This window comes from Inhella crocodyli (assembly GCF_004004565.1).
In the GTDB taxonomy this organism is placed as follows: Bacteria; Pseudomonadota; Gammaproteobacteria; order Burkholderiales; family Burkholderiaceae_C; genus Inhella; species Inhella crocodyli.
Map to the genome: position 1 here is coordinate 394,817 of NZ_SACM01000002.1, position 22,548 is coordinate 417,364.

General features: G+C 64.8%; 14 protein-coding genes. 12 read left to right on the plus strand and 2 right to left on the minus strand.

The window, feature by feature from the left end:
* Window positions 1-150: 150 nt before the first annotated feature.
* The 12 genes from EOD73_RS09905 (at window position 151) to EOD73_RS09960 (ending at window position 17,511) form a co-directional block, all read left to right on the plus strand.
* The gene (locus tag EOD73_RS09905) at window positions 151-1,230 is read left to right on the plus strand and encodes a pilus assembly protein PilM (protein ID WP_127682829.1); all 1,080 of its coding nucleotides are present in this window, start codon (window positions 151-153) and stop codon (window positions 1,228-1,230) included.
* Window positions 1,227-1,838, plus strand: coding sequence for a PilN domain-containing protein (locus tag EOD73_RS09910; protein ID WP_127682830.1), 612 nt, complete (start codon window positions 1,227-1,229; stop codon window positions 1,836-1,838). The genes EOD73_RS09905 and EOD73_RS09910 overlap by 4 nt, the downstream gene beginning before the upstream one ends.
* A gap of 1 nt (window position 1,839) precedes the next feature.
* On the plus strand, window positions 1,840-2,535 hold the full coding sequence (locus EOD73_RS09915; protein ID WP_127682831.1) for a type IV pilus inner membrane component PilO: 696 nt from the start codon (window positions 1,840-1,842) through the stop codon (window positions 2,533-2,535).
* A 62-nt stretch (window positions 2,536-2,597) separates the two neighbouring features.
* The gene (locus EOD73_RS09920) at window positions 2,598-3,062 is read left to right on the plus strand and encodes a pilus assembly protein PilP (protein WP_240660663.1); all 465 of its coding nucleotides are present in this window, start codon (window positions 2,598-2,600) and stop codon (window positions 3,060-3,062) included.
* Complete coding sequence (locus tag EOD73_RS09925) at window positions 3,059-5,209, plus strand: type IV pilus secretin PilQ (RefSeq protein ID WP_127682833.1); 2,151 nt, start codon at window positions 3,059-3,061, stop codon at window positions 5,207-5,209. The genes EOD73_RS09920 and EOD73_RS09925 overlap by 4 nt, the downstream gene beginning before the upstream one ends.
* A 28-nt stretch (window positions 5,210-5,237) precedes the next feature.
* Window positions 5,238-7,433, plus strand: a complete 2,196-nt coding sequence (locus tag EOD73_RS09930) for an Ig-like domain-containing protein (RefSeq protein WP_127682834.1) — start codon at window positions 5,238-5,240, stop codon at window positions 7,431-7,433.
* Entirely contained in the window at window positions 7,430-7,981 is a 552-nt protein-coding gene (locus EOD73_RS09935) for a shikimate kinase (RefSeq protein ID WP_240660664.1), read from the plus strand. Before EOD73_RS09930 ends, EOD73_RS09935 begins: the two co-directional genes overlap by 4 nt.
* A 56-nt stretch (window positions 7,982-8,037) precedes the next feature.
* On the plus strand, window positions 8,038-9,129 hold the full coding sequence (gene aroB, locus EOD73_RS09940) for a 3-dehydroquinate synthase (protein WP_127682991.1): 1,092 nt from the start codon (window positions 8,038-8,040) through the stop codon (window positions 9,127-9,129).
* 5 nt (window positions 9,130-9,134) lie between these two features.
* Window positions 9,135-10,268, plus strand: a complete 1,134-nt coding sequence (locus tag EOD73_RS09945) for a deoxyguanosinetriphosphate triphosphohydrolase (protein WP_127682993.1) — start codon at window positions 9,135-9,137, stop codon at window positions 10,266-10,268.
* A 69-nt stretch (window positions 10,269-10,337) separates the two neighbouring features.
* Window positions 10,338-11,039, plus strand: coding sequence for a transposase (locus tag EOD73_RS09950; protein WP_127682835.1), 702 nt, complete (start codon window positions 10,338-10,340; stop codon window positions 11,037-11,039).
* Window positions 11,040-11,222: 183 nt separating this feature from the next.
* Window positions 11,223-15,998, plus strand: a complete 4,776-nt coding sequence (locus tag EOD73_RS09955) for a glutamate synthase-related protein (RefSeq protein ID WP_127682836.1) — start codon at window positions 11,223-11,225, stop codon at window positions 15,996-15,998.
* A 25-nt stretch (window positions 15,999-16,023) separates the two neighbouring features.
* Window positions 16,024-17,511 (plus strand): glutamate synthase subunit beta, encoded by a 1,488-nt coding sequence (locus EOD73_RS09960; RefSeq protein WP_127682837.1) that lies wholly within the window; start codon window positions 16,024-16,026, stop codon window positions 17,509-17,511.
* Between the two features lie 30 nt (window positions 17,512-17,541).
* On the opposite strand, the gene EOD73_RS09965 is transcribed toward EOD73_RS09960, so the two are convergent.
* Window positions 17,542-18,120 carry a hypothetical protein gene (locus tag EOD73_RS09965; RefSeq protein ID WP_127682838.1) on the minus strand — a complete coding sequence of 193 codons (579 nt, stop codon included), beginning with the start codon at window positions 18,118-18,120 and terminating at the stop codon, window positions 17,542-17,544.
* A 115-nt stretch (window positions 18,121-18,235) separates the two neighbouring features.
* Window positions 18,236-22,525, minus strand: coding sequence for a pilus assembly protein (locus EOD73_RS09970; RefSeq protein WP_127682839.1), 4,290 nt, complete (start codon window positions 22,523-22,525; stop codon window positions 18,236-18,238).
* Window positions 22,526-22,548 lie beyond the last annotated feature (23 nt).

Genomic DNA, 22,548 nt, shown 5'->3' on the forward strand with positions numbered 1-22,548 from the left:
CTGAACGCCTCGTTACACCTTGCGGTTGGCCTGCCACGGCTGCACGATTCCTTGCCGTTGGCGGGCGGGAAAGTGAAGGCCCACAAGGGCTTTACTGCTAGCATGCAAGTAAGTTCTTAAGTCATTGGCCATGATGGCCTTGGGGATGACATGGGGTTTCTTGACGGATTGATGGGGCGAAAGCACCCGCCCATGTTGGGGCTGGACGTCAGTTCGACCAGCGTGAAGTTGGTGGAGTTGTCGCAAAACAAGGCTGGCGAATACGTGGTCGAACGTTTCGCCTCCGAGCCCTTTGAGCGAGGCTGGATCACCGACGGCAACATCGAAAAATTCGATGAAGTGGTGGATGCCGTGCGGCGCGTCGTCGCGCGCAGTGGCACCAAAACACGCAACGTCGTCATCGGCATGCCGACGTCGGCCGTGATCACCAAGCGGATCATGCTGCCGGCGGGTTTGCGGGAAGACGAAATGGACGTGCAGGTCGAGGCCGAAGCGAACCAGTACATCCCGTTTTCGCTCGACGAAGTTCGCCTCGATTACTGCGTGGTCGGTCCGAGCACCACGTCCGTGGGGGACGTGGAAGTGTTGATCGCGGCGTCCCGCAAGGACAAGGTGCAAGACCGCCAAGGGGTGGCCGAGGCGGCGGGCCTCAAGCCGGTGGTGCTGGACGTCGAGTCGCACGCGGCGAGGATGGCGATGGCGCGCTTGATCGCCACCCTGCCCAACGAGGGCAAAGACGCCTTGGTGGCCTTGTTCGAGATTGGCGCGGAGACGACCAGTTTGAAGGTGCTTCGCGACGATGAGTTGCTGTACGAGCGGGACCAGGCCTTCGGCGGGGCCCAACTCACTCAACTGATTGCCCGCCAGTACGGGTTGTCGTTCGAGGAGGCCGAGCAGAAGAAGCTCAGCGGCGAATTGCCGGAGGACTACGGCACGGCCGTGTTGGAGCCCTTCATCGACAGCCTCTCGCAAGAGATCGGTCGTGCGCTCCAGTACTTTTTCACCAGCACCCCGCACCACAAAGTGCACTACGTGATGCTGGCGGGCGGCACGGCAACCCTTTTGGGGCTCAAAGAGCGCGTGACCGACCTGACAGGGTTCACGTGCTCGGTGGTGAATCCCTTCGAAAACATGGCCGTGGGCGGCGGCGTTCGTGAAGGGCGCCTACAGCGGGAAGCCGCGGCTTACCTCACGGCCTGCGGATTGGCCATGCGGAGGTTCTTCGAATGATTTTGATCAACCTGCTCCCCTACCGCGAGGAGCGCCGCAAACGACGCAAGCAGGCCTTCTTCGCCGGCATCGCACTTTCACTGCTGTTGGGCGTGGGCGTGTTGGGCTTGGGGTGGCTGTTGCTGCAGCAGCAGATCGACAACCAGAAGCAGCGCAACGACTACCTGACGAGAGAGAACGCCAAGCTCGACGACGAAATCAAGAGCATCGCGTCTTTGCGTCAGGAAATCGAGGACTTGGTTCGTCGCCAAAAGGCCGTGGAGGCTTTGCAAGGCGAGCGCAACCTGCCGGTCAGCATGCTGAACGAATTGGTGCGATTGGCGCCGGAGGGCGTGTACCTCACGGCCGTGAAGCAGAGCGATCGGTCGGTGGAGGTCACGGGTTTGGCGCAAACGCAGGAGCGGGTCTCGGAGTTCTTGCGTGCCGCCTCTCGCGACTCCCAGTGGCTGATCGAGCCGCGTTTGGGCGAAATCAAGCTCGCCAACGTGAGCACCAATGGCAAGGATGCCAAGCGCCTCTTCGATTTTTCGATCCGCTTGAAGGTCAAGTCCATGGCCCCGGAGGCCGATCCCAAGAAGCCGGGCGCCGCGCCGGCAGCGAAGGGTTGAAATGGCAGAAACGTCACGATTCAATGTCCAAGAGTGGGCGCAACAAGCCGGTGAGCAGTTCAAAGGCTTAGACCCGAACGAGCCGGGCCAGTGGCCGTGGCTGCCCAAGCTCGTCACGTTTGCGGCGGTGGCCATCGCGGCCATCGTGCTGGGGTGGTTCTTGGTGCTGGCCGACGTGCAGGCTCAACTGGATGCCGAGGTGGCCAAAGAGCCCGCCTTGCGCGCTGACTTTTCATCCAAAGTGGCCCAGGCGGCCAACCGCCCCGAACTGGAGAAGCAGAAGAAGCAGGTTGAGGAGTACGTGATCCAGTTGGAAAAGCAGCTGCCGAGCAAGGCCGAAATGGATGCGCTGCTGTCCGACATCAACCAAGCGGGCATCGGCCGTGGTTTGCAGTTCGAGTACTTTCGCCCGGGCTCCGAGGTGGTCTTGGATTACTACGCCGAGCAGCCCATCGCAATTCGCGTCAACGGTCGGTATCACGATTTCGGCACTTTTGCCGCCGATGTGGCGAACCTCTCGCGCATCGTGACCTTGCACAACCTGCAGATCGGTCAGGCCACCGCCAAAGAGCCGGGTCTTTTGTTCCTGGAAACCACGGCGCGAACCTACCGCTACTTGGATGCGGCCGAAGTCGATGAGCAAAAGCGCATGAAGGCCAAGGAAAAGGAAAAGGCCAACAAGGGAGGTAAGTCATGAAGCCCTCACTGAATTGGCTGCCGTGCCTGCTCTTGGTTGGATTGGCGGCCTGCGCCTCCGACATGGATGAGTTGCAAGGGTGGGCCGATGCCGAGCGCAAAGCGGCCAAGCCTTCCGTGAAACCCATCGAGGCCCCGAAGCGCTTTGTGCCGCAGGCGTACGAGTCCATCGCGGCGGTCGAGCCGTTCAGCATGCAGAAGCTGAGCGTTGCGGGGAAGCAAGATGCGGTGCAACCGAATTCCTTGCTGACGGCAGAGTTGGCCCGTCGCCGTGAACCGCTCGAAGCCTTTCCGCTGGACAGCATGGACATGGTGGGCAGCATGGCCCGCAAGGATGGCCGGTACGCCATCTTGCGGGTGGACCAACTGCTGTATTACGTGAAGCGCGGTGACTACATCGGCCAGAACTTCGGGCGCATCCTGAAGATCGACGAGGCCGAAATCACCTTGCGGGAAGTGGTTCAAGATTCCACGGGCGATTGGGTAGAGCGAGTGAGCACGCTGCAACTCCAGGAGGCTGCGCGATGACTAAATTGCAGGAGAGCTTTGTGAAGCGAATTGGATGGGCGCTGACCGCCGCGTTGACTTTGACCCTTCCTGGATTGGCCTGGGCGCAAAACGCCATCCGCGCAATTCAATCCTCTCAACAAGCCGGCGTTGACGTGGTTCGGATCGAGTTCGACCAAGCGCTGTCGGCCGTGCCAACGGGATTCACGGTTCAGAACCCGCCCCGAATTGCCTTGGACCTGTCGGGCGTCGCCAACGGGCTGGGGCGCCAAGCGGTCGAAATCAACCAAGGCAACCTGCGCTCGGCCGCGGTGGCACAGTCGGGTGAGCGCACCCGCTTGGTGTTGAACCTCCGCCAGGCCACGGGCTACAAAGCCGAATTGCAGGGCAAATCGCTCGTGCTGGTGTTGGAGCAGGCGGGGACCTTGGCCAGTGCCGGTGAGGCGGTCCACTTTGCCCCCAGCCAGAACGCTGCGCCGCAAGCGCTGCGGGACATCGATTTCCGTCGCGGCGCCGATGGCTCGGGTCGCGTTGTGGTGGCCCTGCCCAATGCGCAAGTGGGCGTCGACATCCAACAACAAGGCCGATTCTTGGTGGTGGACTTCCTCAAGTCGAGCTTGCCGGCCGATCTGCGTCGGCGATTCGACGTGACCGATTTCGGCACGCCGGTGCATTCGATGACGGCCAGCCAGTCGGGCGACCGCGTGCGTCTGACGGTCGAGCCCCGTGGCGACTGGGAGCACAGCGCCTACCAAAGCGACAACCAGTTCGTGCTGGAAGTTCGGCCTTTGCGCGTCGACCCCAACAAGCTCACGCAAGGTCCGGGCTACAACGGTGAGAAGGTGTCCTTCAACTTCCAGAACATCGAAGTTCGGGCGCTGTTGCAGGTCATTGCCGATTTCACGCAGTTCAACGTCGTGACCAGCGACACCGTGGGCGGTTCCATCACCTTGCGCCTCAAAGACGTGCCCTGGGACCAGGCCCTGGAAATCATCTTGCAAGCCAAGGGCCTGGGCCTTCGCAAGAGTGGCAACGTGCTGTGGATTGCCCCCAAGGAAGAGTTGGCGGCCAAGGAAAAGGCCGACCTGGAAGCGCGCGCGGCCGTGGCCTCTTTGGAGCCCGTCAAAACACAGGCCTTCCAACTGAACTACGCCAAGGCCGAGCAGATCAGCAGCCTCTTGATGGGCAGTGGCGGCGGCGCAGCGGCTGGCGGTGGCAGCGGGGCGGCGCCGACGCGCGTGCTGTCCGTGCGCGGCAACGTGGCCTTCGAGCAGCGCACCAACCAACTGTTCGTCACCGACATCCCGTCCAAGCTGGAAGAAGTGCAGGCCCTGCTTCAGCGCGTGGACATTCCTGTTCGCCAAGTGCTGATCGAAGCGCGCATCGTGGAGGCCGACGACCGTTTCGGCCGCTCTTTGGGCGTGAAGCTCGGGGCGTCGGACGTGCGTGGTTTGCAAGGCGGCGTGCCGGGCTACAACCTGAGCGGCAACAACTACCTGAGCTTTGGCAACAACTACGGGGCGTCCTTGAACCAAACGGGTCAAGCCCTGGGCTCGGAGTTCAACAACACGACCTTCTTGAACTTGCCGGCGGCCTCGGTCAACAGCGTCAGTCCGGCCACGATCGCGGCCACGCTGTTCAGTGCCACGGCCAATCGCTTCTTGAACTTGGAGCTTTCTGCGCTGGAAGCCGATGGCCGCGGCAAGGTGGTCTCGAGCCCGCGCGTGGTGACGGCCGACCAAACCAAGGCGCTGGTGGAGCAGGGCGAAGAAATCCCCTACCAGCAGGCCACCAGCAGCGGTGCAACGTCGGTGTCGTTCAAGAAGGCCGTGCTGAAGTTGGAAGTGACGCCCCAAATCACGCCAGAAGGCAGCGTGATCTTGGACGTGGACGTCAACAAAGACAGCCGCGGCATCTTGACGCCACAGGGCTACGCCATCGACAACAAGCACGTTCGCACCCAAGTGCTGGTCGAAAACGGCGGCACTGTGGTCATCGGCGGCATCTTCACGGTTTCCGAAAACGACAACGTCGCCAAGGTGCCGGTGCTGGGCGACATTCCTTACGTGGGGGCGCTGTTCCGCAACAAATCGCGCACCCAGAACAAGACCGAGCTTTTGGTGTTCTTGACCCCCAAGGTCATCAGCGACCGCACCGCGCTGCGCTGAGATTGAGAGGCTTACGATGATTTCTTGGATGGATGCAGTTGTCGTGCGTCGGATCGCGGCGTTGGTGGTCTCGTTGAGCTTGGCCGCTTGCGGCGGTGGCGGTGGATCTGCGGGCGACCCGGTGCTTGGCGGCGGCAGCCCCCCGTCAGGCGGGGGCGGCGGCGGTTCCAGCACGCCCATCGCCAGCATGACCGTCACCCTGTCGTCGACCACCGTGACTGTCGCTTCGCCGGCCACGGTCACGGTCAAAGTGGTGAACCGTGCAGGCACCGCCTTGCCGGGCCAGGTGGTGGAGTTCTCGACCACCCTGGGTTTGGGCAAGTTCAGTGCGCCCTCCGCCCTGACCGACGCCAACGGCGTGGCCACCGTCCAGGTGTCGCCGGCCACGTCGAGCGCGACCGGGGCCGACACCGTGACCGCGCGCACCACCGTGTCCGGCACCGAAATCACGGCGGGCACGGGCTTCCAATTGACGGCGACCAACGTCACGCTGACTTCGTTCACCTCGGACCTGGGCACGAGCCCCTTGTCGGCCTATGGCCAAACGGGCCTGACCGTGGTGCTGGGCAATGCCACCGCGGGCAATCCGGTGAACGTGGTGCTGACGTCCAGTTGCGTCACCCAAGGCAAGGCCACCCTGACGCCGGCTGCCGTGACGACCTCGACTGGGCGCGCTGTGTTCACGTACCGGGACAACGGCTGCGGCGCCCTCGCGGGCACGGACGCCATCCAAGCGTCGGTCACCGGGACCTCGTTGACGGCCTCGCTGTCCTTGAGCCTGACCCAGCCCACCGTCTCGTCGATCGCGTTCGTTTCCTCGACGCCCGACACGATCTACTTGAAAGGATCGGGTTACGTCGAGAACGCCAATGTGAAGTTCCGCGTGGTTGACGCCAACGGCAACGGCGTTCCCCAACAGCAGGTTTCGTTCGAGCCCACCACCCTGGCGGGCGGCTTGCTTGTGGATGGCTCTTCGGCCCCGGCGTCCAAGGTCACCGACTCGAACGGCGAAGTCATCGTTCGCATCAACTCGGGCACCGTGCCCACGCCGGTGCGCGTGCGGGCCACCTTGGTGGGCAGCAACATCTCTACCGTCTCGAGCAACCTGTCGATCGCGGTCGGCTTGCCGTCTCAGCTGAACTACTCGCTGAGTCAAGGCACGATCAACATCGAAGGCTACGACTACGACGGGACGGCCAACACCTACACCATCATTGCGTCCGATCGCTTGGGCAACCCGGTGCCGGAAGGCACCTCGATGAACTTTGTCGCCGAGGGGGGTCAGATTCAAGCCGTGCGCCAATCGACGGTGGCCAATGGGCTGTCCACGACCACCGCCAACTTCCTGAGTTCGGAGCCGCGGCCCTTGGATGGGCGCGTGACGATCGTGTCGTACGCCTTGGGCGAAGAGAGCTTCTTGGACGCCAACGGCAACAACGTTTACGACGCTGGCGAGGACTATCAAGACTTGGGCGACATTTTTGTCGACCGCCTCTTTAACTTCGGTGGCAGAGAGAAGGGAACGGTTTACGTCAGCAGCCGTTTCGATCCGCTCTCGGGCTACTCGGCCTCGGAGGATCAGTTCATCTCGCTGGGCAACTCTGGCAGCTCTGCGTGTGCCACGCCAACCTCACCGCTGCTGGACCTGCGCATTTCGATCCCGGTCAAACCCAATTCGTGCAATCCGGGTTGGGGGCGGGCGTACGTGCGCAGGGCGACGGAAACGATCTTGTCGCGCTCGACGCCGCGACTGTTGTTTGGCACCACGGGCCAAGTCATGTCGCCCGGAACGCTTCAAGCGGCTTCGCTGGCTGCGTGTCCCAGCAAGGTGTCCCTCCGGACGTATTACGACGGAAGCGACGTTCCGCAAACCACCGATTTCTACGTTGCAGGCACCGGTGGCACGTTCTACAACACCGGCACGCAGGGGTCGTTCAGCCTGATCGTGGCCGATGCCAACCCCGTGGCCTACAACCCGATGCCCGCAGGAACGGTGGTGGCCGTGACTGCAACCACGGGCTTGGCCGCAACGGTCTTGGGTGGTTCGCCGGTGCCGAGCACGCCGTATCCGACCGGTCTCGGTGTCAGTTACAAGTTCGATGACACGACCCAAGCGGGCGCCATCACGTTCACGACCACGACGCCCAAGGGTGTGGTGGTCAGCAGCGGCACCATTTCACTGGTCCGTGACGCCGCCTCGGGAACCGTTGTCGCTTGCCCGTGATCGTTAGCCTCGTGGGCTTGCCCGGGTCGGGCAAGTCCAGCGTGGCCCGGCAACTCGGCCGCTCTTTGGGGTGGGCCGTGGTTGACACGGACCACGCGATCGAATCCCGCATCGGCATGCCGATTCGGGATTTTTTTTCCTTGCACGGCGAGCCGGCCTTTCGTGACTTGGAAACCGAGGTTTTGGCCCATTGCCTCCAGCCCACGGAGCCGACGGTCTTGGCGACGGGGGGAGGCATCGTCCTGCGCGACGTGAACCGGGATGCGCTGCGGGCACGCTCCAAAGTCTTCTACCTGCGCACCAGCGTGGAGGAGCTCGTTCGCCGGCTCCGGCACGACACCAGCCGTCCGCTGCTGCAGGGCGTTGATCCGCGCCAAAAGCTGCACGAGTTGTACGCCCAGCGCGACCCGCTTTACCGCAAGGCGGCGCATTACGTGGTGGAAGCCCACCGCCCTTCGGTGATGGGGATGGCCCACTGGATCCAGATGCAGCTGGAGCTCGGCGGACACCTGAACGGCCAGGGGGCCGCGCCTACACTGAGCGCGTGACCACGCCAACCCCTGCTGCTTCCGCCACGTCCGTCGAGCGATTTCCCGCGCTGACGCTGTCTCCATTCAATCCCACGCCCAATGCGGATCCCCTGTGGATCGAGCTCGGGGCTCGTCGGTACCCCATCGCCTTCGGGGCCTGGAACGCCGCGTCGGCTTCTTCGGCGCTGGCCCTCGTGGTTACCAACGAGGTGGTGGCCCCCTTGTACGCCGCCCGGTTGCAAGAAGTGCTGAAGCGCCAACATCGGCTTGTCGACGTCTTGGTGCTGCCCGATGGCGAGGTCCACAAATCTTGGCCCTCGGTGTCCTTGATCCTGGACCGTTTGCTGGAGTTGGGCGCGGACCGTCATGCGGTTGTGTACGCCCTGGGCGGCGGCGTCGTGGGCGATCTGGCCGGTTTCGCGGCGGCCATTTACATGCGCGGCCTGGCCTTCGTCCAGGTGCCTACCACCTTGCTGGCCCAGGTCGACTCGTCGGTGGGGGGCAAGACCGGGTTCAACCATGCGCGCGGCAAGAACCTCATCGGCGCCTTCCACCAACCGCAAGCGGTTTGGATCGATTTGCAAACCTTGGCCACATTGCCCGACCGCGAGTACCGCGCCGGATTGGCGGAGATGGTGAAGTACGGCCCCATCGCGGACCCGGCGTTCTTTGATTGGCTGGAGCGCGAGGCCGACGCCTTGAACGCGCGAGACCCGGCCATCTTGTCGGTTGCGGTGCGCCGCAGTTGCGAGATCAAGGCTGCGGTGGTGGCCGCCGACGAGCACGAGGGCGGTCTTCGCGCGGTGCTCAACCTGGGCCACACCTTTGGCCATGCCCTGGAGGCTGGGCTGGGCTATGGCGAGCTCTTGCACGGTGAAGCGGTGGCCATGGGCATGGTGATGGCAGCGCAAGCCTCGGTGGATGCGCTGGGCTGCGACCCCGCGTTGCTTCGCCGACTTCAGGCCCTGTTGGCGCGGTTGGGCTTGAGCACCGTGGCGCCACGCTTGGGGGCCGACCGCTTCATCGCGCTGATGATGGGCGACAAAAAGAACCAAGGCGGCGCCATTCGCTATGTCTTGTTGGAGGGGATGGGGCGACCGGTCTTGGCCAAGCTCCCCCATGCCCTGGCGCTGCAGGCCATCGCCGCCCACAGCGTGGCCCAGTGAGCGCCTTGGCGCCTTACGCCAGCGACCCGGCCCAGACGCGGGGCCGCCGGACCCACGAAGCCCCCGCGTGGGACCGGGATGCGTTTCAGCGCGACCGCGATCGGATCGTCCACAGTTCGGCTTTCCGCCGTTTGGTCTACAAAACGCAGGTCTTCCTCAACCACGAGGGCGACCTGTTTCGCACGCGCCTGACGCATTCCCTGGAAGTGGCGCAGTTGGCGCGTTCCATGGCCCGCCAGTTGGCCTTGAACGAGGACCTGACCGAGGCCATCGCGTTGGCCCACGACCTTGGCCACACGCCGTTTGGCCATGCCGGTCAAACGGCGTTGAACCAGTGCATGCGGGCGCACGGTGGTTTCGAGCACAACCTGCAAAGCTTGCGCGTGGTGGACCACCTGGAGCGCCGGTATCCCACCTTCGATGGCTTGAACCTGTGCTTTGAAACCCGCGAGGGCATCCTGAAGCACTGCAGCGCGCAGCACGCGCGGGAGCTGGAGGGTCAGGAGCCTGGGGGTGTCGCCGCGCGCTTCTTGCTCGGCAGGCAGCCTTCGTTGGAGGCGCAGTTGTGCAACCTGGCCGATGAGATTGCCTACAGCGCCCACGACATCGACGATGGGGTGCGGTCCGGGCTCTTGGCCATGAGCGAACTCCAGCAACAGCCCCTAGTGGCGCCCATGCTGCAAGAAGCGCTGGACGACGGGGCAGTGCCAGCCGAAGGCAGTCGCGTTTGGCTGTACACCGCGCTGCGTCGCCTCTTGCGCTTGTGTGCCACCGACTTGGTGGCTTCGACGAGAGAGCGCTTGGTCCAAGCGGCGCCCACGGATGCCGAGGCCGTGCGAGTGGCGCCGCCGCTGGTGGGCTTCAGCGAAGCTTTGCGCGCGGAGTTGTCGGAACTCAAGCGCTTCTTGTTCCAGCACTTGTACCGGCGGCCCGAAGTCGAAGGACAGATGGCGAAAGCGCGCCAGGTGCTGACCGATCTTTTCGAGCATCACCTGCACGCCGGCGTGCCGACCACGCCCCCCCCGAATACCTCGCGCGAGCGGGCGGTGGCCGACTACTTGGCCGGGATGACCGATCGGTTTGCGTTGCGCGAGCACCAGCGCCTCACCGGACAGCGCTTGTTCGATTCCCCCGCCTGACGGGGTGCCCAGCGTGCGTTCCAGCGCGCAAAATCGGGGACAGAGTCCTTCCGCGCTTCGCGCCCCGCCATGGCCCGTCAATCTCGCCTGGTCGTTCCCGGCCACCTTCACCACCTGCTGCAGCGCGGCAACAACCGGCAAGCGGTGTTCCTCGACGACGACGACCGCCGCCACTACCTCGACCACCTGCGAGAGGCCACCCGCCTGCACGGGGTTCAGGTGCACGCCTACGTGCTGATGCCGAACCACGTCCATCTCTTGGTCACGCCCAGCACCGACGATGGTTTGGCGCGGGCCATGCAGACCCTGGGGCGCCGTTACGTCACGCAGTTCAACCAGCGTCACGGCCGCAGTGGAACGCTCTGGGAGGGGCGCTTTCGCACGGCCTTGATCGAATCGCCAGCGCACTTCTTGGACGCCTTGGTGTACGTTGAGCAGCACCCGGTGCGCGCGGGCCTGGTCGAGAACGCGTCCGACCACGCTTGGAGCAGCGCTCCCCACCACCTCGGCCTGCGCCGAGATCCCTTGATCGCTGAGCACCGCGATTTCTGGGCCCTGGGCAACACCCCATTTGACCGGGAGGCGGTCGTGCGGCAGGCCTTGGCGCAGGGCCTGCCGGCGCGCACCTTGGACATGCTGGGCCGCCATGCCCACAGCGGCTGGCCCTTGGTGGGGGAGCGGTGGGCGCGAGAGTTGGCCGAAGCGCACGGCCGCCCCGTTCGACCGCGGCCCCGTGGCCGTCCGGTGGTTCCCAAGAAGCCTTCCACTTAACTCTGTCCCCATTTAATCCGGTTGGCTGTTGGGTGTTGTCTACTAAACGACTCTGACCCCATTTGGTTTCGCGTGAGCAACAAGCGCTTCGCGCGTAGGCTCCGACCTGTCATCGCCCTCGGCCCATGGCTCGCGCACTTCCTGCGGCGAGCCTCACCCGGGGAAGCCAGTCGGAGTCTTGCCATGTCCCTGTCCCAAGCCCCCTCGGTTGCCCAGCGCGACCAAGAAATCCAAGCCCTGGCCGAGCAGGGCCTCTACCGGCCCGAGGCCGAAAAGGACGCCTGCGGCGTGGGCTTCGTGGCCCATATCAAGGGCCAACGCAGCCACGCGATCGTCGAGCAGGGCCTGAAGATCCTGGAAAACCTCGACCACCGCGGCGCGGTAGGGGCCGACAAGCTGATGGGCGACGGCGCCGGCATCTTGATCCAGTTGCCCGACGAGTTCTACCGGGCCGAGATGGCCGCCCAGGGCATCGCCCTGCCGCCGCCCGGCGAGTACGGCGTGGGCATGGTCTTCCTGCCCAAGGAACACGCCTCGCGACTGGCCTGCATCCAGGAGTTGGAGCGCGCGGTCAAGGCCGAAGGCCAGGTGGTGCTCGGCTGGCGGGACGTGCCGGTGGATCGCGACATGCCCATGTCGCCCACCGTCCGTGAGAAGGAGCCGGTCCTCAAGCAAATCTTCATCGGTCGTGGCCCCGACGTCATCGTGCCCGATGCGCTGGAGCGCAAGCTCTACGTCATCCGCAAGACCGCCAGCTCGGCCATCCAAGCCCTGCACCTGACGCACAGCCGCGAGTACTACGTGCCCAGCATGAGCTGCCGCACGGTGATCTACAAGGGCCTGTTGCTGGCCGACCAGGTCGGCACTTACTACAAAGACCTGCAAGACCCGCGCGTGGTCTCGGCCCTGGCCCTGGTGCACCAGCGCTTCTCAACCAACACCTTCCCCGAATGGCCGCTGGCCCACCCCTACCGGATGGTGGCGCACAACGGCGAGATCAACACCGTCAAGGGCAACTTCAATTGGATGCGCGCCCGCGAGGGCGTGATGAAGTCGCCCGTGCTCGGCGACGATCTGAACAAGCTCTACCCCATCAGCATGGAAGGGCAGAGCGACACCGCGGTGTTCGACAACGCGCTGGAGCTGTTGGTGATGGCCGGCTACCCGCTGGCCCATGCCGCCATGATGATGATCCCGGAGGCCTGGGAACAGCACGAGCTCATGGACGAGCGCCGTCGCGCCTTCTACGAGTACCACGCGGCCATGATGGAACCCTGGGACGGCCCGGCCGCCATGGTGTTCACCGACGGGCGACAGATCGGCGCCACCCTGGACCGCAACGGCCTGCGCCCGGCGCGCTACATCGTCACCGACGACGACCTGGTGGTGCTGGCCTCCGAATCCGGCGTCCTGCCCATCCCCGAGAACAAGATCGTCAAGAAGTGGCGCCTGCAGCCGGGCAAGATGTTCCTGATCGACTTGGAGCAGGGCCGCATCGTCGAGGACGATGAACTCAAAGCCCAACTCGCCAGCAGCCGTCCCTACCGGCAGTGGATCGAGAACGTGCGCATCAAGCTCGACAGCATCGACGTGCCCGCCACCGGCCCGTCCGCGTTCGCCGACAGCCTGCTCGACCGCCAACAGGCCTTTGGCACCACGCAGGAAGACATCAAGTTCCTGATGAGCCCCATGGCCACCAACGGCGAAGAGGGCATCGGTTCGATGGGCAACGACTCGCCCTTGGCCGTGTTGAGCGACAAGAACAAGCCGCTCTACAACTACTTCAAGCAGCTGTTTGCGCAGGTCACGAACCCGCCAATCGACCCGATCCGCGAAGCGATCGTGATGTCGCTCAACAGCTTCATCGGCCCCAAGCCGAACCTGCTGGACATCAACGCCATCAACCCGCCGGTGCGCCTCGAGGTGGACCAGCCGGTGTTGGACTTCGCCGGCATGCGCCGCCTGCGCGAGATCGCGCAGCACACCCACGGCAAGTTCAAGAGCTACGAACTGGACATTTGCTACCCCGTGGCCTGGGGCAAGGAAGGCATCGAGGCCAAGTTGGCCAGCCTGTGCGCCGAGGTGGTGGACGCCCAAAAGAGCGGCCACAACATCATCTTGATCACCGACCGCCACGCCAGCCGCGAGCAAGTGGCCATCCCGGCGCTCTTGGCCCTCTCGGCCATCCACCACCACCTGGTGCGCGAGGGCCTGCGCACGACGGTGGGCCTGGTGGTCGAGACTGCTTCGGCCCGCGAGGTGCACCACTTCGCGGTGCTCGCCGGTTATGGCGCCGAGGCCGTGCACCCGTACTTGGCCCTGGAGACCCTGGTCGCCCTGCACAAGGACCTGCCCGGTGACCTGAGCGCCGAAAAGGCGATCTACAACTACACCAAGGCCATCGGCAAGGGCCTGTCCAAGATCATGTCCAAGATGGGCGTGAGCACCTACATGTCCTACTGCGGCGCCCAGCTGTTCGAAGCCGTGGGCCTGCAGAAGGACCTGGTGAGCAAGTACTTCCGCGGCACGCCAACGCAGGTGGGGGGCATTGGCATCTTCGAAGTCGCCGAAGAGGCGCTGCGCATGCACCGCGCCGCCTACGGCAACGACCCCGTGTTGGCCAACGCCCTGGACGCCGGCGGCGAGTACGCCTGGCGCGCCCGCGGCGAAGAGCACATGTGGACGCCGGACGCCATCGCCAAGCTGCAACACAGCACGCGCGCCAACAGCTTCGAGACCTACAAGGACTACGCGCAGATCATCAACGACCAGAGCCGTCGCCACATGACCTTGCGCGGCCTGTTCGAGTTCAAGGTGGACCCGACCCAGGCCATTCCCCTGGAAGAGGTCGAACCGGCATCGGAGATCGTCAAGCGCTTCGCCACGGGCGCCATGTCGCTCGGCTCCATTTCGACCGAGGCGCACTCCACCCTGGCCATCGCCATGAACCGCATCGGTGGCAAGAGCAACACCGGCGAAGGCGGCGAGGACCCGGCGCGCTACCGCAACGAGCTCAAAGGCATCCCCATCGCCGATGGCACCAAGGTGAGCCAGGTCATCGGTGCCAAGGTCGTCGAGGCCGATTACACGCTGAAGGCCGGTGACAGCCTGCGCAGCAAGATCAAGCAGGTGGCCTCGGGCCGTTTTGGGGTGACCACCGAGTACCTGGTCAGCGCCGACCAGATCCAAATCAAGATGGCCCAAGGCGCCAAGCCGGGCGAGGGCGGGCAGCTGCCTGGCGGCAAGGTGTCCGACTACATCGGTTTCCTGCGCTACTCGGTGCCGGGCGTGGGCCTGATCAGCCCGCCGCCGCACCACGACATCTACTCCATCGAAGACCTCGCGCAGCTCATCCACGACCTGAAGAACGTGAACCCGCGGGCCGACGTCAGCGTCAAGCTGGTGTCCGAGGTGGGGGTGGGCACCATCGCCGCTGGCGTGGCCAAGTGCAAGGCCGACCACGTGGTGATCGCCGGTCACGACGGCGGCACGGGCGCCTCGCCCTGGTCGTCCATCAAGCACTGCGGCACGCCCTGGGAGCTGGGCCTGGCCGAGACGCAGCAAACCCTGGTGCTCAACCGCCTGCGCAGCCGCATCCGCGTGCAGGTGGACGGTCAGCTCAAGACCGGCCGTGACGTGGTCATCGGCGCCTTGCTCGGTGCGGACGAGTTCGGCTTCGCGACCGCACCGCTGGTGGTGACGGGCTGCATCATGATGCGCAAGTGCCACCTCAACACCTGCCCCGTGGGCGTGGCCACGCAAGACCCGGTGCTGCGTGCCAAGTTCACCGGCCAGCCGGAGCACGTCGTCAACTACTTCTTCTTCATCGCCGAAGAAGTGCGTGCGCTGATGGCGCAGCTCGGCGTGCGCAAGTTCGACGACCTGATCGGTCGCGCCGACCTGCTCGACACCCGCAAGGGCATCGCGCACTGGAAGGCCAAGGGCTTGGACTTTGGTCGCGTGTTCCACCTGCCCGAGGTGCCGGCCGAGGTGCCCCGCCGCCAGGTCGAGACCCAAGAGCACGGCCTGGAAAAGGCCCTGGACAACAAGCTGATCCAGCGGTGCCTGCCGGCCTTGGAAAAGGGCGAGCGCGTGCAGTTCATGGAAGACGCCAAGAACCTCAACCGCTCGGTGGGCGCCATGCTCTCTGGCGAGTTGATCCGGCGCCGTCCGGAGGGCCTGCCCGACCACACCATCTTCATGCAGATGGAAGGGCACGGCGGCCAGAGCTTCGGGGCCTTCCTGGCCACGGGCATCACCCAGTACTTGATTGGCGACGCCAACGACTACGCCGGCAAGGGCCTGAGCGGCGGCCGCGTGGTGGTGCGCCCCAGCATCGACTTCCGCGGTGACGCCAGCAGCAACATCATCGTGGGCAACACGGCGCTGTACGGCGCCACCAGCGGCGAGGCCTTCTTCCGCGGCGTGGCCGGTGAGCGTTTTGCGGTGCGCCTGTCTGGCGCCACCGCGGTGGTGGAAGGCACCGGCGACCACGGCTGCGAGTACATGACCGGCGGCACCGTGGTGGTGTTGGGCAAGACCGGCCGCAACTTCGCCGCGGGCATGAGCGGCGGGGTGGCCTACGTGTACGACGAGGACGGCCAGTTCGCCAAGCGCTGCAACCCGAGCATGGTGGCCCTGGACAAGGTGCTGCCGCGCGAAGAGCAGGAAGCGACGAGTGCACCGGCCAGCTGGCACCGTGCCGGTCAGGGCCCCGAGACCGACGAAGCCATCTTGAAGCGCCTGATCGAGTCGCACCACAAGTGGACGGGTTCCTTGCGCGCCCGCCAGTTGTTGGACCACTGGGCCGACAGCCGCGCCAAGTTCGTCAAGGTCTTCCCGCACGAGTACAAGCGCGCCCTGTCGGAAATGGCCGCCAAGGCGGCCAGCGTCGAGGCAACCGAAGTCGTGGCCAAGGCCGCGGGCAAGGGCAGCAAGACCCGCGCCCCCGCCAAGTAATCAGCAAGCAAGCGAGAGATCCATCATGGGAAAAGTCACCGGCTTCATGGAGTACGCGCGGCTGGAAGAGGGCTACGAGCCCGTGCCCAAGCGCCTCAAGAACTGGAAAGAGTTCGTCATCGGCCTGAGCGCTGAAGACAGCCAAAAGCAGGCCGCGCGCTGCATGGACTGCGGCACGCCGTTTTGCAACAACGGCTGTCCCGTCAACAACATCATTCCGGACTTCAACGACCTCGTTTACCGGCAGGATTGGCAGCAGGCGATTGCCGTGCTGCACAGCACCAACAACTTCCCCGAGTTCACCGGCCGCGTGTGCCCGGCGCCCTGCGAGGCGGCGTGCACGCTCAACGTGAACGACGACGCCGTGGGCATCAAGTCCATCGAGCACGCCATCATCGACCGCGCCTGGCTGGAGGGCTGGGTGCAGCCGCAACCGGCCGCCGTGAAAACCGGCAAGAAGGTCGCCGTGGTCGGCTCCGGGCCCGCTGGTTTGGCAGCCGCCCAGCAGCTGGCCCGGGTGGGCCACGCCGTGACCGTGTTCGAGAAGAACAGCCGCATCGGCGGTCTGCTGCGCTACGGCATCCCCGACTTCAAGATGGAGAAGTCGCACATCGACCGCCGCATCGACCAAATGAAGGCCGAGGGCGTGGAGTTCCGCATCAACACCCTGGTGGGCGATCTGCCCAAGGACGGCCCGGCCGCCAAGGTCACCAACGATGCCACCACCACCATCACGCCGGCGCAGCTGCAGGCCGAGTTCGATGCCGTGCTGCTGACCGGCGGGGCCGAGAGCCCGCGCGACCTGCCGGTGCCCGGCCGCGAGTTGGAAGGCGTGCACTTCGCCATGGAGTTCCTGCCCCAGCAAAACAAGGTGGTGGCGGGCGACAAGCTCAAGGATCAGTTGCGCGCCGAGGGCAAGCACGTGGTCGTGATCGGCGGTGGCGACACCGGCAGCGACTGCGTGGGCACCAGCAACCGCCACGGCGCGGCCAGCGTCACCCAGTTCGAGCTGATGCCCCAGCCGCCCGAGGTCGAGAACCGTCCGATGACCTGGCCGTACTGGCCGGTCAAGCTGCGCACCAGCTCCAGCCACGAAGAGGGCTGCGAGCGTCAGTTCGCCATCGCGACCAAGTCGTTCAACGCCGGCACCGGCAAGGACAAGGGACGCATCAAGAGCCTGACCACCGTCAAGCTCGAATGGAAGGGTGGCAAGTTCACCGAGGTGCCCGGCAGCGAGCAAGAGTGGAAGGCCGACCTCGTGCTGCTGGCCATGGGCTTTGTCGCACCGATCGCGTCGGTGCTGGACGCCTTCGGCGTCGACAAAGACGCCCGCGGCAACGCCAAGGCCAGCACCGACCTCAGCGGCGGCTATGCCACGAACGTGCCCAAGGTGTTCGCCGCGGGCGACATGCGCCGCGGTCAGTCGCTGGTGGTGTGGGCCATCCGCGAAGGGCGCCAAGCCGCCCGGGCGGTGGACGAGTTCCTGATGGGCGCGAGCGACTTGCCTCGTTGATTCAGCGCGGGTGCGAGCCCGCGCCTGACGTCAGCGGCGCTTGTTGCGGTCGAAGCCAAGGCAGGCCCGGGCGGTTTCCGCCTGGCGGCCGGCATGCACTTGCAGGTCGATGCGGTGTTCGCGCGCATCGAATCGCACCGTCCAGCAGCCCCGCTGCCCCTGCGCAGCGGGGTCGTCCACGGCCCGGTCCAGCGCGCTGCGCACCTGGGCCTCGAAGGCGCTGGTCAGGCCCGGGCTCGTCTGGGATTCCCAGGCCACCAGTTCGCCCTGTGCGCCGCGCTGCCAGAACACCCGCACCTGGGCCTCTTGGCCCTCCGGCAACAAGGCGTCGGGCCAATGCACTTGGTCGACCAAGGCTTGTTGCCAGGTGCCGGCGCCGGCGTCCGATGGCGCGGCGGACTCATCGACTTGGAAGTCGATGGCCGACAAGTCGGGCAAGGTGCCGCCTGGCGGCAAGCCGGGGTCGGCCGGGGGCTCGGGAGTCGAGCGCTGCGGCGGGAGCAGCCGGACCGACAGGCGCTCCTCGTGTTGCGACACCGTGCCCAGCTTGGCGTCCCACCGGGTGCCCCAAGGGCCTTGGGCGAGCGGCAGCGCGATCCAAAGCAGCACGCTCGCGTGAAGGAAAGCCGAGGCCAGGGCCGCCCACCGGTGCGATCGTACCGAAGGCAAAAAAACGCCCGACGCTTGGGGCGTCGGGCGTGAGGTCGAAGCAGGAGTCAGGGACTCAGTTGCCACTCAGGTCGCGCCACGAATGGCGTTTGATGCCGCCCGCGTTCGCGTTGAAGGGCGGGGAGTTGACCTCGGGTCCGCGGGGACGGTTGGACACGGTGGTGTACGAGCGCAGTTGCCCCCCTGGCAGCATGCCCACGGTCGACCGCGAGCCGATGCCGTTGTTCAGGTACACACCGGCAACGCCCAAGGCCGTCGGTACGGTGGCGCCCGTGGAGTAGTCGATGAAGTTCAGCCAGCTGCTGCCACCCACTTTGCATACATCGCCTTCGGTGATGATGTTGCTGGTGACGATGAGCGTGCCTAGGGCCAGAACGGGGTCGGTGTTGACCCGTTCGCTGGACACCGGCAGGTCCACGTACCAGCCGCCGTTCGTGGCCAAGTTCACCGGCTCTGGGCTGGGAACCGTGCGCACTGACTCAGCCGCCGAGCAACTGGTGGCGCTGGCCGGGCAGGTGCCCAAAGCCAGGGTCTGTCGAACGAAGGCATTGGCCGAGTCCCGCACGTTGCCGTAGTCTTCGGCGGTCAAGCGGTCCTTGATGCCGTAGATCGACTGCGTCGTCGTGTCGGTCAAGTCGCTGGAACCCATGTAGCGCCCCGTGCCGACGAAGACCATCACGTACGGCCCCACTTGGCCCAGTTCTGGGCGCGAGGTGACCGGTTGCACTGCGTTGCTGGCGTTGCGCAGCGTCGCCAAGCGCTGCGCGTCAAAGTCTGGCGCGCCGACGTTGTCGTTGATGTCAAAGCGCCAAACGTTGCCCAGGTTGTCGCCGCCGTACACCCGCTTGATGGTCGCGTCGGTTTCCCCGTCCTCAAACCATCCCCGGATGTGCGCAAGGCCTGCAGGAGTCGAGGTGCTCCCCTGGTTGGTGCCGATGGTGCGGATGATGGCGCCTGTTGCGACGTTCAAGACGTACAGGTACCCCTTTCCGTCGCCGGTATTGACGTTGTTGTAGCCCGATGCCACGAGCGCCACCCAGGTCCCGTTCTCCAGTTTGCCGATTTCGGGCTTGCCAAAGGTGTAGCCCAGGTTGGTGTCCGTGAATTCCCAAAGCGCGCGCGGGTTGGCCGGGTCCGTCACGTCCAAGGCGAAGTAACTCCGCCCCCCGGCCCCCAAGCCACTGACCAGCACGGTTCGCCATTGGCCGCTGATCTTTACGTCTGCCACCGTCGCGGTAGCGTCCACAAAGTACTGGTGCTTGCCGGAGTACTCCTTGTCGGCCAGTTTGTACAGGTTGGGCAAGACCGCCGTGGGTACGTAGGCCCACTGCTCCACGCCGGTTTCGGCATCGAACGCGTGCAACATGCCATCGTTGGCGCCGATGTACACCATCTTGGCGCGCCCTGACTGGGCACTCTTGTACGCTGCGTAGCCGCTCTCGGTCAGCCCCAATGCCGGGGCTCCCACGTAGACCGCTTCGGAGTTCACCACGTCGCCCAACAGGCTGACACGTTGGCGGAAGGCTTTTTCCACCTCGGAGGGCTGGCCTTCTTGGCTGCGTGCCCCAGCGATGTAGTCCACCAATTGCTCGCCTGCCTTGGCTGCTTGGTCTGCCAGGCTCACGCAGTAGGGGCCCAAAGCACAGAACTGCGAAAGGGCACGACCCGTGGCGGTGATGTGGGGCAATTGGAAGTAGGCACGCTCGCTGGAGGTCATCACGTCCCAGTCGAAGGCCTTCAGCTTGGTGCTCGACGCCGAATCGCCGTCGAACATGAGCACGCGCCGGTTGGTGTTGCTGTTCAACAGGGTTGACGCCGACCAGTCTTGTGCACTGGTTGCCATCACGTCGCCAGTGTCGACGTCAATTCGCTTGCCCAGCAATTCCCCGGTCCACTCGCCGCTCTTGAACGACGACACGAAGATTTGGTTGTCGCCCGCAGTGATGTTGGGGTTGCTCGTCGTGGCCGCCGCCGTGGAGCTCTCGCGAGTGTCGATGAGTTTCAATGCTTCGTACAGGCCGCTGTACAGCGCCGCGGGGTCCCGAGCGCTGAAGTACTTGCCTTCGCCGTTCACGGCGGCATGCCAAAGGTCGTCGACGTTCTGCTGAGAGTTGTTGGCGGGTGCCGGCCACGTGCAAGCCCCCGAGGTCTGCCAGGTGCACACCCCACCTGCAGCGTTTGGCGTCAAGCCGTTTTTGACCGCGTAGAAGTCGCCAGAGTTGTCGTTCTCGTAGTTGGACTTGAACTGCATGAAACCGTTGATGCCCAAGCCCAAGGTGAACGTGCGCATGAACTGGCGCTCGTCCGGCGTGTTCGGATCTGTGCTGTTGCCGCAAACGTCTACGCCGACGGCCCCAGTGCAGTTCGAAGTCGTTCGCAGGTCGGTGTTCCGGTAGTACGCCGCGGCGTCGGCCAGGGTGTTCGATACCGGCACCCGGTCCTTTAGCGCAAATTCGAGCGCGGAGTCCTGATCGCCCACGTTAGAGCCGTCGAGCTTGATGGGGTTGGTGGATTCGTTCCAGTACCCATCGGTCGACAGCAGCGTGTAGTTCGTTTGGCAGGAGTACTGCATGGGGTCGCTGACCGTGACCCCGTCGATCGTGGTGTTCTTCAGCACCCCGCCAAAGTACCGGCCTGCCTGGGACAGCGTGGCCTTCAGCGGCGTTGCGCCACTTGGGGCGGCGGCCCGCATTTTGGCGAACCAGTTGGATTTGTGCGTGCCCGTGAAGGTGTCGACGTTCAGCCAGTCGTAGGTGACGTTCTTGTTCAGCGTGGTGTAGCCCACGCGACGGTTGTCCCCCACGCCCACGAAGGCCCGAGACGCCGACGACTTCATCGATTGCATCCGGGTCTTGTAGTAAGCGTACCAATTGGCGAAGTTGGTCATCTCCTCTTCGTAGGTGCAACTGTCGCCTGCGCAGTCGCTGCGACCCTGGCCCTTGGGGTAGGTGGTGTCGGGCAGGATGTCCACGCGCTCGAACCTGCCTTGGAAGGTGCCCGTCGATGCTGCCGTGTAGCCGCTGAATCGGGGCGCTTGAGACAGCGACCAATTGCAGTTGGCGTGCGAGGTGGCGCTCTTGTTCAAGGTCGCCGTCACGGTCAGGTTGCCGGCGCTCACAGGCGCTGTGATCGTGAAGGTGTCGTTGCTGCCACCGGCAGAGTACCCCGTGGTGCCGGTTTTGGCGTTGATGTTGGCGCGTATGGCGGTGGCCAAGGTGGAGGCGTTTCTCGTCAGCGCAGTGCTCACGCCTTGGAACAGATCCACGCCATTCACGATCAGGGAGCTCACGGCCACCTGCTGAGAGCTGCTGCAGCCCGACGACAGCGTGATGCGAACGCTCGGCGTGCTGGCTGGCACCGCAACGGTTCCCACGACCGAGTACTTCGTCGGGTAGCGGGCGTGCGTGTACGTCGATGTTCGGTTGGCTTGGCAGGAATAAGGGGCCGGGGTGGAGGCTCGCGCATTGGCGTCCGAGTTGCACCACCGCACGGGCGCAGGGACGGTGGCCGTTGCGCTGGATCCGTGCTGGCAATTGCGAAGGTTCTCGCTGTCGCAATACTCGCTGGGCACGATCCGGTAGTAATGCGGCCCGAACTTGCGGTTTTCTTTGGTGGCGGCATCGGGGCTGCCCACGGCGATCTGGCCTTCGCCTGTGGCCACCACCGCATTGAAGACCGTGTAATCGACACCGCCAATCCGCCCCGGCAGCACGTAGTTGCCGTTGCGCAGGCAGTCTGCGGCATTGGTCGTGGAGCACCAGGCCGTGTCGGGGTAGGCGGAGACCAAATTCCGCGTCGATGTTGACTGGACCCCGTACTGGTCGTAAGGGACTGCCGTCCAATTCGAGGTGTTGGTGGCGTTCATCGACGGCCGCTCCGTGCCGTCGGCGTTCACGGCGGGCAGGTAGCGGATGGCCGGGTTGTAGGCTTGGCCATTGAAGTCGGCCGACAAGAAGGGCGGGTGCCCACGCTGGGAAAAAGTGCCTCGATCGATGTCCAGGCAGGTTGCGCTGTTTTGGGCGTTTTGGCAGCACAGGCTGGTGAAGCGGCCCGAGTAGAACGCACTCTCCAAGCCAGCGCCGGTGGACCGGCAGTTTTGACCGCTGCTCCCGTCGGAGCCCACGAAGTCGGGCGCGTAGTCCCAGTCCATCGAGCCCGAATCGTCCAAGATGAACATCAAGTTGGGCTTGACGCTGTTCAAGTTGCTCACCACCAAGGGTGAGGAAGCGATGTCGATCAGGCCCGATTGCGCCGGACTGGCCAGCAGCAATGCCGCGCACAGCCCCGCCACGGATTGCAAGACGGGACGCTGCAGGCGGACGTTGGAGTTCAGGAGTTTGCGCATGACAACCTCACAACAAGGGGGAG

Coding starts and splice junctions, on each gene's coding strand:
- EOD73_RS09910 (WP_127682830.1), top strand. CDS start 1,227: ATGATTTTGATCAACCTGCTCCCCTACCGCGAGGAGCGCCGCAAACGA.
- EOD73_RS09915 (WP_127682831.1), top strand. CDS start 1,840: ATGGCAGAAACGTCACGATTCAATGTCCAAGAGTGGGCGCAACAAGCC.
- EOD73_RS09930 (WP_127682834.1), top strand. CDS start 5,238: ATGGATGCAGTTGTCGTGCGTCGGATCGCGGCGTTGGTGGTCTCGTTG.
- EOD73_RS09905 (WP_127682829.1), top strand. CDS start 151: ATGGGGTTTCTTGACGGATTGATGGGGCGAAAGCACCCGCCCATGTTG.
- EOD73_RS09950 (WP_127682835.1), top strand. CDS start 10,338: ATGGCCCGTCAATCTCGCCTGGTCGTTCCCGGCCACCTTCACCACCTG.
- EOD73_RS09920 (WP_240660663.1), top strand. CDS start 2,598: ATGGATGAGTTGCAAGGGTGGGCCGATGCCGAGCGCAAAGCGGCCAAG.
- EOD73_RS09925 (WP_127682833.1), top strand. CDS start 3,059: ATGACTAAATTGCAGGAGAGCTTTGTGAAGCGAATTGGATGGGCGCTG.
- EOD73_RS09970 (WP_127682839.1), bottom strand. CDS start 22,525: ATGCGCAAACTCCTGAACTCCAACGTCCGCCTGCAGCGTCCCGTCTTG.
- EOD73_RS09955 (WP_127682836.1), top strand. CDS start 11,223: ATGTCCCTGTCCCAAGCCCCCTCGGTTGCCCAGCGCGACCAAGAAATC.
- EOD73_RS09960 (WP_127682837.1), top strand. CDS start 16,024: ATGGGAAAAGTCACCGGCTTCATGGAGTACGCGCGGCTGGAAGAGGGC.